The sequence below is a fragment of the Acinetobacter sp. B-6 genome (assembly GCF_056930735.1).
Genome location: NZ_JBXPBY010000002.1, coordinates 63,941 through 76,827, shown reverse-complemented (window position 1 = coordinate 76,827; position 12,887 = coordinate 63,941). Strand labels below are relative to the sequence as shown.

The following is a 12,887-nucleotide window of genomic DNA, read 5'->3' as shown; positions in this document are numbered from 1 at the left end:
ATCCTTTTTATTCGTTTTAAGCATGTAAACCAGAATGTAAAACAGCTGTAGCACGCAGATCACGGTACCAACGTTCAGCAGGATGCTCTTTGGTAAAACCATGTCCACCTAAAATTTGTACGCCATCTGTGGCGATTTTCATCGACTTTTCAGCACAAAGTAAGCGTGCTAAATATGCTTCACGATGGAAAGGTTGCCCTGATTCTGCCAAACTTGCAGCGTTGAGGATCAGCATACGCATTGCATCAATTTCTATTGCCATATCGGCAATCATAAAAGCTACACTTTGACGATGTGAAATAGGTTCACCAAATGCAGTGCGTTCATTGGCATATTTGATACTGTATTCTTTGACTGCTTCACAAGTTCCTACAGCCAGCGCACACCACATTAAATTACCTAAATCTAAAAAGGCAGGGTAGTTAAAGTCCTCGTCACCCAATCGTTGTGCAGGCGTTTGATCAAACTTGAGGGTCACTGTTTCCGTCGCTTTTAGACCCATTGCCGGTGTTTTTCTCACCGTAATACTGGAGTCACGATTGACAATAAACACATCAGGTTTGCCATTAAACTCAGCACTAACCAATATTAGATCAGCCGTTTCACCAAGCAAAACCAACGTTTTTTCACCCGTTAAGCTAAACTGACCATTTTGTGATGTTGCTTTGGTTTTTAAACGCATTGGATTAAAGGCAGGGGTTGCTTCTTGTACCGCAAAAGTGGCTTGAATTTCAGTATCATTGGCAAAACTAGGTAAATAAAGCGATTGTGATTTCTCAGAACCCCATTGCGTAATTGCATTAATCACACTAAATGTTGAGAGCAATCCCGCTGCAAGAGAAAAGTCACCTTTTGCTAAGCGCTCGGCAATCAAAATATTACTGACAATATTCTTCTCAGAAGCAACTCCACCTAAGGCTTCAGGCAACGCATAGTAATTCAAACCTAAGTCGATGCTGTGCTGCCAGAGTTCTACAGGAAATTTTTCATGATGGTCGGCTTGATGCGCCAATGGATAAAGTACTTCTGCGGCAAATTGATCCATTGCATCAACAGTCATTTGCTGTTCTTCAGTCAAGCTTAGATCAAAAAGCGATTTTTGTTGGTTGGGTAGTCTTTGTTTAGACACATTTGTATCTGATTTAAAGGCTTTTTGCGTGGCACTGAGCGTTTTAAAACCTGCTTTTGATCCTTGATAAAGTGATCTTTCAATAAATTTGCGCAATTTAAATTGATCAAGTAAATCGCTGCCTGCAATTTTTGTAATTAGATTTAAGCCCAACCCCTGAGCTTTATTTACCATATTGGTCATTCCGAAATACCCTGTATTCTAGTGGTGGTATGCGATCATCCTGACATGCAAAAAAAGAAAAAACTATGTCATAGATGACAAACTGATTGACCTTAGATGAATGGTTAACTTTTGGAATAAACCGATTTTAATACTATGTATTTATTGAAATATTTATAAATAAAAATACCCAACAAATGTTGGGTATTGGTAAAAGTGACATTTTTGCAAAGTCACTTTAAAGAACTTTAAGATTGACCTAAAGAAACGGAGTAATCATTTTACGTACATTGGTTTTGGCTTCAATTACAGTCATAAAGGTATAGGCACCAATAAATTTACGGCTGATAAACATAAACTCTTTCGGCGGTATACTGAAATAACGTGATGCCATTGATTTGGAAGCACGCTGCATCACACGACTGTGTAACTGACTTTTTTTCCAGTCATAGCGATTATTTTGGTCCATTACACCAGCAGGTAGATCAGGGTTATTTAGTGGTGTGCTGAATGCTTCTGTTGCCAATAAGAAAACTTTTGCCATATCGGGTTTAATACTGAGCGGCATCGCATCAAAAAACTCATAGCCAGACATTGCATTGACCATCGCTTCAGCATCATGGTGATAACCTGCTTTAATCAAATTACAGGCAACTTTAAGAAGTTGGTTATCAAACTGACGAATCGCGCCAAAATCTAACAAGATGATTTTATCTTTGATGTCTTCTCCATTGCCTAAACGAACCAAATAATTACCAAAGTTCGGGTCTGTCTGCATTTCACCCCATTCAAAGAGTTCACGCACTGCAATTTCGAGTGAAGCTTCACCCAAAAGATTACGTCTTTCTTGAGGTAATGACAGCATAACTGGGCTGTTAATCGGCACACCACGTTCAAATGTCATACACAACACTTGATTGGTACAATAATCATCTATAATTTGTGGAACGCCATAGCGAGGATCTTCTTTGAGTCGTTGTGCAAAACGTCGAGTTGTTGCCGCTTCGACCTCATAATTTACTTCGCGATGCATCATTTCGCGAACTTCATCAAACCATTGATCAAATTCACGTGTTTGCGGAACCATACGCGTTAACTTGAGCATATTTTTAAATAGGCTCATGTCAGAGTCGATGGCATCTGCAACGCCCGGATATTGAATTTTTAAAACCAGTTCTAAACCATCAGATTTACGCGTTGCACGGTGAACTTGGGCAAGGGAAGCTGTGCCGATGGGTTCGTGGTCGATGGTTAAATCATTCAGTTTGGAGCCTAACTGGCTGACCAATTGTTGTTTAATTGCTGGCCAAGCAAGTGCAACGGTTTGATTGTTTAATGTATTGAGCGCTTGAGTAATTTCTTCAGGTAAAAAGTGTTCGCCATAGAGTGCCATCATTTGACCAATTTTGACGATCGAGCCTTTTAACTTGCCAATTTCCTGAACCAGATAATTGGCTTGTTCTTTCATCGCTTGTTTACGTTTTTTCTCTTTTTCTTCTTCACTTGAAAAGATTGAACTCGCACTTGAAGCTGCCCAGCGTGTACCAGCCAATAAGGATGCTTTTGCAATTGATAAACGGCGATCCATTGACGAGGTTTTTAACTGTTTGAGCTTTTCGTTCTGATCTGACATGAAGATAAAATCCTTTATAAGCGATTCGAAAAGATAAATAAGAACTAAGTGTAAGGAATATTACATGGAATGGCTGTATTTAAATAGTTCAATTCGCTGAATGGGGGAATTAAATTGATTCAACAGACCGTCAGCAAAATAAATGATTACATTCTGAACTGAATTTTAATCTCATTCCGAGCAGATAAGCTTAGTCGATTGACTTCAATATGTTGACTAATCATGTCTTTAACTGGTTGGCTTGTAAATCCAAGTGCATAACCTTTGACAATAATGATACTCGGCAGACTAAAGAAAAAATATTTTACATCTTCAAGTGAAGGGGTTTCATAAACACCTTTTTCACTGAGTGTTTGTTGAAAAAATTGCTTTTCAGCTTTTACAGTTGCTGTAGATTCATCATTCCACCAAGATTGCCGCATGGCCATGAGATTGTTGTGTTTGTAACTCATAAATTAACTAAATTCAGAATAAATTTGAGGGCATTTCTATATATAAAGGCGAATCCATACAATTTCAAGCGAAGCCTTACTTCCAGTCGATTGCTTAACGATTTCAATACTGAAAATCTAGACAAACATGAGGAGATTGTATTTTATTTGAAATCTTTTAAACTGCTATTTTAAGCACTTAAATTAGAATAACTTGTTTATGGGGAATTTGATGTATTTAAAATATTGGGCATTGGGATTGGTTTTGGCTTTGCCGATTCAGGCACAGGCAATAGGTTATACTACAGAGTATTTAAGTTGTATGAATGCTGCTGGTACACATTCCGCAAGCCTAGCAAATTGTATGCAAAGTGAATTTAGCAAACAAGATGATCGTTTAAAATCACTTTTTAAACAGACCCTTGATCTGTATTCGGATAAAGAAAAGAAAGCGCAAAAAAAATATCAAAAACAATGGTTAAAACAACGTAGTCAACAGTGTAATAAAGCTCAAAAATCTGTTTCAGACGATTATAAAATGAAATATTACAATTGCGCCCTGAAACAAACTGTAAACCGCGCGAATAGTCTAGAAAAACTCACTTATCGCCTGTAAATTTTGACAAAGTGGATAAATAATTGGCAAGTAAATTGTAGTAAAGGATTATAAATCTGGTTGAAAACAAGGTATCATAAGGCGTTTGAAATTATGACCTTGGAGAAACCCTAAGTGGATCGACCGACTATTAGCCCTGAACATTTACAGGAAGCTGCTGAAAACCTTTCAACAATTCGTGATTTTATTCGTTTTGGGGTTACAGCTTTACGTCAATACGATGCACATTTAGGTCAAGGTACAGAAGATTATTTTGCTGAAAGCTCTGCACTGGTCTTACAAACACTATCTCTAGAGTGGAATGCTGATGCTGAAATTTTAGATTCAAAATTGTTGCCAAGTGAAAAAGCTGAATTTCTTAATTTATTAGAACGTCGTATCAATGAAAAAATTCCGACCTCTTATTTATTAAACTTGTCTTATTTCTTTGGTAAACCTTTTTATGTCGATGAACGTGTATTGATTCCACGTTCACCGATTGCTGAATTGATTGAAAATCGTTTTGCACCCTATTGTTTGGATGAAAATGGACAGCTTCTTGAAGCTAAAAATAATTTGCCAGAAAATCCAAATCCAAAAACGCCTCAACGCATTTTAGATATGTGCACAGGTTCGGGCTGTATCGCGATTGCATTGGCATATGCATTCCCAGATTCAGAGGTTGATGCCACTGATATTTCTAAAGAGGCTTTAGAAGTTGCTTCTATCAATACCGAACATCATAACAAGCAGTATCAAGTTGCATTACTTGAATCAGATTTGTTTGCAAAAATTCCTGCTGAAAATCAATATGATTTAATCGTTTCTAATCCACCATATGTGGATGCTGAAGATATGGCTGATTTACCAGAAGAATTCCATCATGAGCCAGAATTGGCGTTGGCAGCTGGTCAGGATGGTTTGGACTTAGTCCGTAAAATGTTGGCTCAAGCGGCAGATTACTTGACTGAAGATGGTTTGATTGTCATTGAGGTGGGTAATTCTGAATGGGCAATGAAACAGAATTTTAATACGATTGATTTTTACTGGTTACAGTTCCAAAAAGGTGGTTCAGGCATATTTGCGCTTACTGCTCAGCAATGCCGCACTTTCCGTGATTTATTTATTCAATCGATTCAAGCATAAGGAGTTGTAAGCATGGCAGGTAATAGTATTGGACAGCTCTTCCGTGTAACGACTTGTGGTGAATCTCATGGCGTAGGATTGATGGCAATTGTGGATGGCGTACCGCCCGGATTGGAATTATCTGCCGAAGATTTACAAATTGATCTGGATCGACGTAAACCAGGGACTTCCAAGTTTTCTACACAACGTAAAGAACCAGATGAAGTAGAAATCATTTCAGGTGTTTTTGAAGGTAAAACGACAGGTACGTCAATTGGCTTATTGATTCGCAATACAGATCAAAAATCCAAAGATTATGGCAATATAGCACAAACATTCCGCCCAGGGCATGCAGATTATACCTATACCCAAAAGTATGGTTTCCGTGATTATCGAGGTGGTGGTCGCTCAAGCGCACGTGAAACAGCAATGCGTGTTGCAGCAGGTGCAATCGCTAAAAAATTCCTTACTGAAAAGTTTGGTATAGTGATTCGTGGGCATGTGACGCAGATCGGCACTGAAAAAACAGAAACATTGGATTGGAATGAAGTACCTAATAACCCTTTCTTTTGTGGTGACATCAATGCAGTACCTCGTTTTGAAGCCTTAGTGACTTCTTTAAGAGAACAAGGCACAAGTTGTGGGGCAAAACTTGAGATTCTGGCTGAAAAAGTGCCTGTAGGTTGGGGCGAACCTGTATTTGATCGTTTGGATGCAGATATTGCACATGCGATGATGTCAATCAATGCCGTCAAAGGCGTAGAAATTGGTGATGGTTTTGCTGTTGCAGAACAGTTTGGTCATGAAACGCGTGATGAGTTGACCACAGATGGCTTTCTTGCCAATCATGCAGGCGGCATATTGGGCGGAATTTCTTCTGGTCAGACTATTCGTGTCGCGATTGCACTCAAACCTACTGCAAGTATTACGACTCCCGGTAAAACCATTAATTTGAATCGTGAAGACACGGATGTATTAACCAAAGGTCGCCATGATCCTTGTGTTGGGGTACGTGCAACGCCTATTGCTGAAGCAATGTTGGCAATTGTGTTGATGGATCACTTTATGCGTCATCGCGCACAGAATGCGGATGTCGTTGCTCCTTTTACGCCAATTGAGCCTAAATGATTTCAATATTCGGGGGTATTTTTAATTAAAAATATCCCTTATGATTTTGAAAAGTATGAGAAGTTGCATAAAAATGGTAACTTCTATACATAAAAAACCAGACTTGATGTCTGGTTTTTTTATTCAACGCATTGAAAATTTAATTATTTTTCAACGATCTGACCTGTATAACCTTTTAAGAAAGTCAAATAAGCAGAAGACTGTTGTCCATCAGCTTTTAAAATTGAACGTTCTACATCACCTTGATTAGTAACCAGTTTAAGCGAAATTTCTTTACCGTTACGGAACGAGTTTAGGAAACTTACTGGAACATTGATTGAGTTTGATGATACTGTACCTGCGTATTGTGTGCTATTGATGGTTGAGTATGTATAAGGTTGACCATCAACAAGGAAAACGAACTGAGTAATATCATATTTGGTTGGATTATCGATTTCTGCAGTAATCTTAAAACCATCACGGATTTCATCTTTCCAACGCATCGAAAGCTCAGGGCAAACTTCATTTGCTTCACAGATTAAAGGTCCTTTGGTCACGACTCTTTCTGGATAAGAACCAGCACAACCTGCCAAAGTTAAGCATGCTAAAGAAGAAATTAAAGCAAATTGAAGTTTCATAACGCTTCCTAATAAGTTCATTCGTGTTATTGATTGTTCATAATGTATATAAAATTTACCGCTTTTTAGTAAAAAAGTGAATTAAAATATTTCAGTAAATTGTACAGCGCCTATATTTGAAGCAGTTATGTTAATCAGTTGTTAAAATATTCAAAATTTCTCTGGCAACATTTGCGGTTAGTTGCTCCAAGCGAGCAATAGGTGTTGCATCGATGAAATATTGGTAACTGTATTTTCGTTGCTGATAAAGGATACTAATAAAAAATGTACCTTCCGGTTTTTCATCTGTTGCACTACCACCTGGTTTAAGCAAACCAGTACAACTCACCATGATATCTGCCGAAGGAAACAGTTGCATTCCATGTACAGCCATTGCTTCAGTCACTTGAGCTGATTCAGCTGTATACTGTTCGATAAGAGAAGGAGCGATTTTCAGCACAGAAACTTTAATAGACGGATCATAGCTGACTAATCCACCTAATAAAATATCAGCACCACTATGTTTATAAATTGAAAATTGACTACACAAATAGCCAGAACTGGCACTTTCAATAAAGGCGACTTTTAAACCTTTTTGTTCGAGAAGGTTACAACACTGTACTAAAGACATTGGTTCTGAACTCTTGATGAATTATATTGTATTCAATCAGTTGAATGCTGAAATAATAGCAAAATTTATCAACCTACTGAATAGTGTACTATTGTGAGTAAAAAATAATCAGTCTGAATGAGCCTCCGTGATTTTGAAATAACACTGTCATATTTCTTTGCGATACTTTACTCAGACAAAATAAAAACAAAAGATAATTACAAAATCAGTTAAAAATATAATTAGCGTAAACGTCTGTATCTACAGCCGACCCACTTTTAATCAGTGGGTTTTCCTTTTTATGCCATTTGGAGAATTACTATTCAATATTATCAAATTTTATCTTTCAAACAGCTAAAAAAGTGATATAAATAAAAATAAAGTGCATATGAAAAAGGAGTGTGAATAATGAAAACAACAGTTAAATATGTTGTCTTAAAGAGCAGAGAATATCAGCTTGGCACACCTCTATTTGAAGAAAGTATTGAAGCTGAAGGTGATTATTTTGATCAAATACCCGATGTAATTCATTATCAAAATCACGAATTCAAGGTCAAGTCAAAAGAGCTAAATCGAAAACAAATTTTTGATGATTTCGAAGAGTCGCAAACCATTTTAGTCAAAGTGATTGCAATCACATAATTTTCTATTCGTTTTAATTATTAAAGCCCACGATATCGTGGGCTTTAATATTGAACAAATTAAATTTATTGTTTAATGATTAACACTGGCAACTGAGTTTGTCCAAGTACGTCTTGAGCGAAGCTTCCCAATAAAAACTTTTGAAAGCCTTTTCGTCCATGTGATCCCATAACAATAAGATCAGTGTTCAAAGACTCCGCTGTCTTAATGAACGTTTCTGCAGACACCGAATTTCTCACCACTTGAGTTTCGATTTGTGCACCTTGTTGTTCTGCCAACTGTCTCGCTTTGCTTAAAGCTTCCTCAGCATTTTTGATTGCTTCTTGAATATATTCTTTCAGCATATCAGGAGAATAATAGAAGTCCGCTGCTGCAAATGGATCATCTGCAACAACACTGATCGCAGTAAGTTTACTGCCAAATGCTTTGGCAATAGATGCAGCATGCTTGATTGCTGAGAAAGAAATGTCTGAACCGTCAACTGGAACAAGAATATTTTGATAAGACATAATTTCACCTTTTAATTATTGAGCTTGAAAATACTAATCTTCACTGAGTGTCGATTTAATAATCAGTACAGGCAGTGGACAAATCGATAAAACTTCCTGAGCAACGCTACCTAAAAAGAATTTTTTGAAACCTGTACGCCCGTGTGATCCCATAACAATAAGATCTACATTCAATTCATCAGCAGCGTTCAAAATACCAGTTGCTGGAGGAACTTCACGAACAATTTTGGTATCTACAGCACTCACGCCATGGTGCAGTAATGTTTCTTGAATATCTTTTAAACGTGCAAGCGCATTTTTCTCAGCTTCGAGTAAATATTGAGTCACCGCAGGCGCAACTTTATAGAAGTCGACTCCCTTAAATGGGTCGACAGCAATCACGCTGGTTACGGTAATTTTACAGTTAAAAGCAAGTGCAAGTTTCTCAGCATGTTCAACCGCAGCATAAGAAATAGGAGAGTCATCTACAGCAAGAAGGATATGTTGATAAGCCATTATAAGTGTCTCCTTTTTATCTGATTCTTGATTCATTGATAACACATTGTAGCCATTGTCGCAATTCGATAATTGCATTTAAATTTGATTAAATATCTGTTATTTCAATATTTTGTGAAATACACATATTTTTTTTATGGTTTTATTTTGTAATCTTAACTTTTCATTTCAAAATACTGGATAATTTTATAAAAAATATGAATTTCATTTTATCGTTAAAGTTTTAAATATGCTGTCATTGATCTATACAAAACAAAAATTGGCATGATAAATGCATTAATTTAATGCAAAGCAATATGAATGAATAAATTTTTGGCATCAATTTGGAACATTTTAAATGTGATGTCTAATCAAAGTGGACGAGCATGAAAATTTATACAAAACGTTTAGAAAGCATACACCCAGATAAAACTGCAGAAAGTGTAGCGCTCACTTTTGATACTCGGCAAAAGAGCCGTTTTCGTGCAACTTTAGATAATGGGCACGATATTGGTGCAGATTTACCAAGAACAGGTATTTTGCGCAGTGGGTCTTATATCGCAACTGAACAAGGAGAAGTGCTGAGAATAGATGCAAAACCTGAAAAGTTGATGCAAGTCATTGCGTCAAATAGTTTTGATTTATTAAAAGCTGCTTATCATTTAGGCAATCGCCATGTGCCTTTGATGCTGACTCCAACGGCACTTTATTTCGAACCAGATCATGTGCTTGCTGAGATGATTTTAGGGCTTGGGCTAACAGTGAATGAAGTTGAACATCCGTTTGAGCCTGAAAGTGGGGCTTATGCACAACATCAGCATGATCATCGTTTAAGCCCAATTAAGGCTTTGCACCATGTCCATCACTAATGCAACGCAATTACTCAGCTTACTCACGCTGTCATCTACAGCTTTGCCTATTGGTACCTATTGCTATTCGCAAGGTGTAGAAAGTGCAATTGAACAAGGCTTAATTCATGATGAGGCTTCAAGTATTGGTTATTTTAATGAAGTGTTAGAGATGTTGTTGGTGCGTTTTGAATTGCCAATTTTAAAACGCTTGATGCAACACTATTCGAATGATGAACATTTTCTAGTCTGGGCAAATTTTTATCGAGCCAGCCGTGAATCTAAAGAATTGTTGGCTGAATCACAGCAATTGGCATTTTCTTTAAATGCATGGATTCGAGATGTGCTTTTGCAAAAAGTTGAAGTGAAAAAGCAATTTGGTTTTGTCCCTGTCTATGCACATTTATGTGGCAGTCTAAAACTGAATTTGCATGATGTACTGACCGCTTACACATTCACTGTTTTAGAAAACCAAGTTCTTGCAACGGTAAAGACTGTTCCACTTGGACAAATGAGTGGGCAAAGAATTTTATGGCATCTACACAGTTTAATTCCTCAAGCAATAGAACGAGCATTACAACTTGAAGATGATGAATTGAGCAGTGCTTTACCTAACTATGCGATGTTAAGTATGTCGCATGAAACGCAATATTCACGATTATTTAGATCATAGTTAAACACATACTGATTAAAGTATCTTTTTGATGACTCAGTATCATGCACAAAAAAAGGAAAAAATCATGACAGAACGTAGCCCTTTGCGTGTCGGAATTGGTGGACCTGTTGGCTCGGGAAAAACAGCCTTAACTTTAAATCTCTGTTTAGCATTGCGTAACAAATACAATATGGCTGTGGTGACCAATGATATTTACACCAAAGAAGACTCCAACTTTTTAACACGTCATGAAGCCATGTCGCCTGACCGAATCGTAGGTGTTGAAACTGGGGGCTGCCCACATACTGCAATCCGTGAAGATGCTTCCATTAATCTTGCGGCAATCGATGATCTATGTGAAAAGTTTGATGGGCTGGAGCTGATTATTATTGAAAGTGGTGGTGATAATTTAGCAGCTACATTTAGCCCAGAATTATCAGATTTAACCTTGTATGTAATTGATGTTGCAGGCGGTGAGAAAATTCCGCGCAAAGGCGGACCAGGAATAACCAAATCAGACTTATTGATTATTAATAAAACAGATTTAGCACCGATGGTTGGGGCGAATCTTGACGTCATGGATCAAGATGCAAAGCGTATGCGGGGTGAAAAACCATTCTTATTTTCGAATATGAAAACGCAAGATGGCTTAAATCAAATCATTGAGTTTATTGAAAAACAGGGCTTATTTAAAGCTTAATTCATAGATTAAATATTGTAAAAAGTTAATAAAAATTGAAGGAGAATTAACATGCGTTTAATTCAGAAAAGTTTGATTACACTGATCGCATATATCCCTGTTTTGGCTTTGGCTCATCCTGGGCATGATCATCACACAGGCTTTTGGGCTGGTTTTATTCACCCATTTACAGGTTTGGATCATTTGATGATGGCAATCGCTTTTGGCGTGTTGATGTGGACAGCGAACCAGCGTTGGAAATTATTTGGTTTGATTGGTCTTGCCATCGCAATGGTCGGAGGCTTTATGATTGGCAGTCAAGATCTAATTCCGTCATCAGTTGCTGAATATGGCATTATCGCTTCTTTGGTTTTATTGGCGATCGCGCTGTGGAGCAAATCCAATCAAGCCTTGCCGATTGCAGCTGTGTTATTGGCAAGTTTTCACGGAGTCGCACATGGCACAGAATTAGGTCAATCTGGTCATGCCAGTCTTTTAGTTTTGGGTATGGTCACAGCAATGGCACTGATTTATGCAGGTGGATTAGGCATTGGTGCATTGATTAAAAAATATGTGCCTTATGGCAAGCAGATCATTGGCACATTGGCAGCATTAGTCGCTGTGATTGGATTGGCTTGATGTTCAATAAACCTTTAAAAGCCTTTGATGTATAAAATGTATAAATGGTCATGACAAATTTAATTACCCAAACATGCCATGATTCTTTGTGGTATGCCAAATTAGAATTGGGCTTTAAGGTACAGGCTGATCGAACTGTACTAAGTCATCGCAAGCACTATGGTCCTGTACGTGTTCAAAAAATGCTTTGGCCAGAAAGAACAGGAATTTGTCATGCCATTATTGTTCATCCGCCTGCGGGTATTGCAGGCGGAGATCATTTAACCTTTGATATTCATGTGGGTGCTTCCGCACATGCATTGGTCACTACGCCGGGCGCAGGAAAATGGTACCGAACCAATGCCAAACAGGCATTCCAACATATTTTTATCCATGTAGAAAATGATGCAGTTTTTGAATGGTTGCCACAAGAAACCATGTTGTTTGATGGTGCGAATGCGCGCTCAGAAACCATTATTCAACTTGATTCACGGGCGAGTTTCATTGGTTGGGATATGTTGGTGATTGGGCGACAGGCACGTGAAGAAAAATTTCAAACAGGCGCTTATAAAAATCAATTTCAACTGAAACGCAATGAACAATTATTGGTCGCAGATACATTGCATTTTAAAGGCAATGATCGTTGGTTAAGTTCTTGTCTAGGAATGAATCATCATGCGGTGATGGGGAGTTTTTGGGCGGTAGCCCCTGAAAAGTTTCGTTCGAGTTTTTTCTTAGAGCAACATATCGACTTAATCCGAGAATTGATCATGAGAATGAATCTGCCCGTCACTTTAACCTTACTGGGTGATGTGGTCTGTGCTCGTTATCTCGGTGATGATGTTCGACATTGTCATGATGCTTTTGCTGCAATTCGTGCCAAATTGAGACGCTTTTGGTTTGATTTAGATGAAGAATTTCCAAGAATTTGGCGAACGTAAAATTCATGGAAAAATAGAAATAGGAAAAAGAATTTTATGCCAGTCTATTATAATCAATAAATTGATTTAAAACGCATTGTTTTTATCAAGAATAACTGTGCCTTAAGAGAGA

The 12,887-nt window shown here is 37.7% G+C and carries 16 protein-coding genes; 9 read left to right on the top strand and 7 right to left on the bottom strand.

Going from position 1 to position 12,887, the window contains the following annotated elements; translation table 11 throughout:
- Window positions 1-16: 16 nt before the first annotated feature.
- The 3 genes from AC1Z3T_RS03110 to AC1Z3T_RS03100 all read right to left on the bottom strand — a co-directional run bounded on the left by AC1Z3T_RS03110 (window position 17) and on the right by AC1Z3T_RS03100 (window position 3,376).
- Window positions 17-1,303 (bottom strand): acyl-CoA dehydrogenase family protein, encoded by a 1,287-nt coding sequence (locus AC1Z3T_RS03110; protein ID WP_171266155.1) that lies wholly within the window; start codon window positions 1,301-1,303, stop codon window positions 17-19.
- A 247-nt stretch (window positions 1,304-1,550) separates the two neighbouring features.
- Window positions 1,551-2,924 carry an ABC1 kinase family protein gene (locus AC1Z3T_RS03105; RefSeq protein ID WP_100885284.1) on the bottom strand — a complete coding sequence of 458 codons (1,374 nt, stop codon included), beginning with the start codon at window positions 2,922-2,924 and terminating at the stop codon, window positions 1,551-1,553.
- A gap of 146 nt (window positions 2,925-3,070) precedes the next feature.
- Window positions 3,071-3,376 (bottom strand): hypothetical protein, encoded by a 306-nt coding sequence (locus AC1Z3T_RS03100; RefSeq protein WP_034708648.1) that lies wholly within the window; start codon window positions 3,374-3,376, stop codon window positions 3,071-3,073.
- Between the two features lie 211 nt (window positions 3,377-3,587).
- Between AC1Z3T_RS03100 and AC1Z3T_RS03095 the strand changes: the two genes are divergently transcribed.
- The 3 genes from AC1Z3T_RS03095 (at window position 3,588) to aroC (ending at window position 6,203) form a co-directional block, all read left to right on the top strand.
- The gene (locus AC1Z3T_RS03095; RefSeq protein ID WP_100885283.1) at window positions 3,588-3,971 is read left to right on the top strand and encodes a lysozyme inhibitor LprI family protein; all 384 of its coding nucleotides are present in this window, start codon (window positions 3,588-3,590) and stop codon (window positions 3,969-3,971) included.
- Between the two features lie 114 nt (window positions 3,972-4,085).
- Window positions 4,086-5,096: a 50S ribosomal protein L3 N(5)-glutamine methyltransferase gene (prmB, locus tag AC1Z3T_RS03090; RefSeq protein ID WP_004830669.1), complete on the top strand. Its 1,011-nt coding sequence runs from the start codon at window positions 4,086-4,088 to the stop codon at window positions 5,094-5,096.
- Between the two features lie 12 nt (window positions 5,097-5,108).
- Entirely contained in the window at window positions 5,109-6,203 is a 1,095-nt protein-coding gene (gene aroC, locus AC1Z3T_RS03085; RefSeq protein WP_483396459.1) for a chorismate synthase, read from the top strand.
- 143 nt (window positions 6,204-6,346) lie between these two features.
- On the opposite strand, the gene AC1Z3T_RS03080 is transcribed toward aroC, so the two are convergent.
- Both AC1Z3T_RS03080 and AC1Z3T_RS03075 read right to left on the bottom strand, forming a co-directional pair.
- Entirely contained in the window at window positions 6,347-6,820 is a 474-nt protein-coding gene (locus AC1Z3T_RS03080; RefSeq protein ID WP_005031671.1) for a hypothetical protein, read from the bottom strand.
- A 130-nt stretch (window positions 6,821-6,950) separates the two neighbouring features.
- On the bottom strand, window positions 6,951-7,430 hold the full coding sequence (locus tag AC1Z3T_RS03075) for a CinA family protein (protein ID WP_004830672.1): 480 nt from the start codon (window positions 7,428-7,430) through the stop codon (window positions 6,951-6,953).
- Window positions 7,431-7,817: 387 nt separating this feature from the next.
- Between AC1Z3T_RS03075 and AC1Z3T_RS03070 the strand changes: the two genes are divergently transcribed.
- Complete coding sequence (locus AC1Z3T_RS03070; RefSeq protein WP_004830673.1) at window positions 7,818-8,051, top strand: hypothetical protein; 234 nt, start codon at window positions 7,818-7,820, stop codon at window positions 8,049-8,051.
- A 65-nt stretch (window positions 8,052-8,116) separates the two neighbouring features.
- Here the strand turns inward: AC1Z3T_RS03070 and AC1Z3T_RS03065 are convergent, their stop codons facing one another.
- Window positions 8,117-8,560 carry a universal stress protein gene (locus AC1Z3T_RS03065; RefSeq protein ID WP_004830674.1) on the bottom strand — a complete coding sequence of 148 codons (444 nt, stop codon included), beginning with the start codon at window positions 8,558-8,560 and terminating at the stop codon, window positions 8,117-8,119.
- A 33-nt stretch (window positions 8,561-8,593) separates the two neighbouring features.
- Window positions 8,594-9,055: a universal stress protein gene (locus AC1Z3T_RS03060; protein WP_100885281.1), complete on the bottom strand. Its 462-nt coding sequence runs from the start codon at window positions 9,053-9,055 to the stop codon at window positions 8,594-8,596.
- Between the two features lie 365 nt (window positions 9,056-9,420).
- Between AC1Z3T_RS03060 and ureE the strand changes: the two genes are divergently transcribed.
- The 5 genes from ureE (at window position 9,421) to AC1Z3T_RS03035 (ending at window position 12,775) form a co-directional block, all read left to right on the top strand.
- Complete coding sequence (gene ureE, locus AC1Z3T_RS03055) at window positions 9,421-9,903, top strand: urease accessory protein UreE (protein ID WP_100885280.1); 483 nt, start codon at window positions 9,421-9,423, stop codon at window positions 9,901-9,903.
- Complete coding sequence (locus tag AC1Z3T_RS03050; RefSeq protein ID WP_100885279.1) at window positions 9,890-10,555, top strand: urease accessory protein UreF; 666 nt, start codon at window positions 9,890-9,892, stop codon at window positions 10,553-10,555. Before ureE ends, AC1Z3T_RS03050 begins: the two co-directional genes overlap by 14 nt.
- A gap of 67 nt (window positions 10,556-10,622) precedes the next feature.
- A complete protein-coding gene (ureG, locus tag AC1Z3T_RS03045; RefSeq protein ID WP_004830680.1) occupies window positions 10,623-11,237 on the top strand; it encodes an urease accessory protein UreG in 615 nt (204 codons plus the stop codon).
- Between the two features lie 51 nt (window positions 11,238-11,288).
- A complete protein-coding gene (locus AC1Z3T_RS03040) occupies window positions 11,289-11,855 on the top strand; it encodes a HupE/UreJ family protein (protein WP_100885278.1) in 567 nt (188 codons plus the stop codon).
- Between the two features lie 50 nt (window positions 11,856-11,905).
- Window positions 11,906-12,775 carry an urease accessory protein UreD gene (locus AC1Z3T_RS03035; RefSeq protein ID WP_100886293.1) on the top strand — a complete coding sequence of 290 codons (870 nt, stop codon included), beginning with the start codon at window positions 11,906-11,908 and terminating at the stop codon, window positions 12,773-12,775.
- Window positions 12,776-12,887 lie beyond the last annotated feature (112 nt).

Bases quoted from the DNA above. Each gene is read 5' to 3' on its own strand.
- AC1Z3T_RS03070 (WP_004830673.1), top strand. From the start codon at position 7,818: ATGAAAACAACAGTTAAATATGTTGTCTTAAAGAGCAGAGAATATCAG.
- AC1Z3T_RS03065 (WP_004830674.1), bottom strand. From the start codon at position 8,560: ATGTCTTATCAAAATATTCTTGTTCCAGTTGACGGTTCAGACATTTCT.
- AC1Z3T_RS03035 (WP_100886293.1), top strand. From the start codon at position 11,906: ATGACAAATTTAATTACCCAAACATGCCATGATTCTTTGTGGTATGCC.
- aroC (WP_483396459.1), top strand. From the start codon at position 5,109: ATGGCAGGTAATAGTATTGGACAGCTCTTCCGTGTAACGACTTGTGGT.
- AC1Z3T_RS03075 (WP_004830672.1), bottom strand. From the start codon at position 7,430: ATGTCTTTAGTACAGTGTTGTAACCTTCTCGAACAAAAAGGTTTAAAA.
- AC1Z3T_RS03080 (WP_005031671.1), bottom strand. From the start codon at position 6,820: ATGAAACTTCAATTTGCTTTAATTTCTTCTTTAGCATGCTTAACTTTG.
- AC1Z3T_RS03040 (WP_100885278.1), top strand. From the start codon at position 11,289: ATGCGTTTAATTCAGAAAAGTTTGATTACACTGATCGCATATATCCCT.
- AC1Z3T_RS03095 (WP_100885283.1), top strand. From the start codon at position 3,588: ATGTATTTAAAATATTGGGCATTGGGATTGGTTTTGGCTTTGCCGATT.
- ureE (WP_100885280.1), top strand. From the start codon at position 9,421: ATGAAAATTTATACAAAACGTTTAGAAAGCATACACCCAGATAAAACT.
- AC1Z3T_RS03050 (WP_100885279.1), top strand. From the start codon at position 9,890: ATGTCCATCACTAATGCAACGCAATTACTCAGCTTACTCACGCTGTCA.
- AC1Z3T_RS03100 (WP_034708648.1), bottom strand. From the start codon at position 3,376: ATGAGTTACAAACACAACAATCTCATGGCCATGCGGCAATCTTGGTGG.
- AC1Z3T_RS03060 (WP_100885281.1), bottom strand. From the start codon at position 9,055: ATGGCTTATCAACATATCCTTCTTGCTGTAGATGACTCTCCTATTTCT.
- AC1Z3T_RS03110 (WP_171266155.1), bottom strand. From the start codon at position 1,303: ATGGTAAATAAAGCTCAGGGGTTGGGCTTAAATCTAATTACAAAAATT.
- ureG (WP_004830680.1), top strand. From the start codon at position 10,623: ATGACAGAACGTAGCCCTTTGCGTGTCGGAATTGGTGGACCTGTTGGC.
- AC1Z3T_RS03105 (WP_100885284.1), bottom strand. From the start codon at position 2,924: ATGTCAGATCAGAACGAAAAGCTCAAACAGTTAAAAACCTCGTCAATG.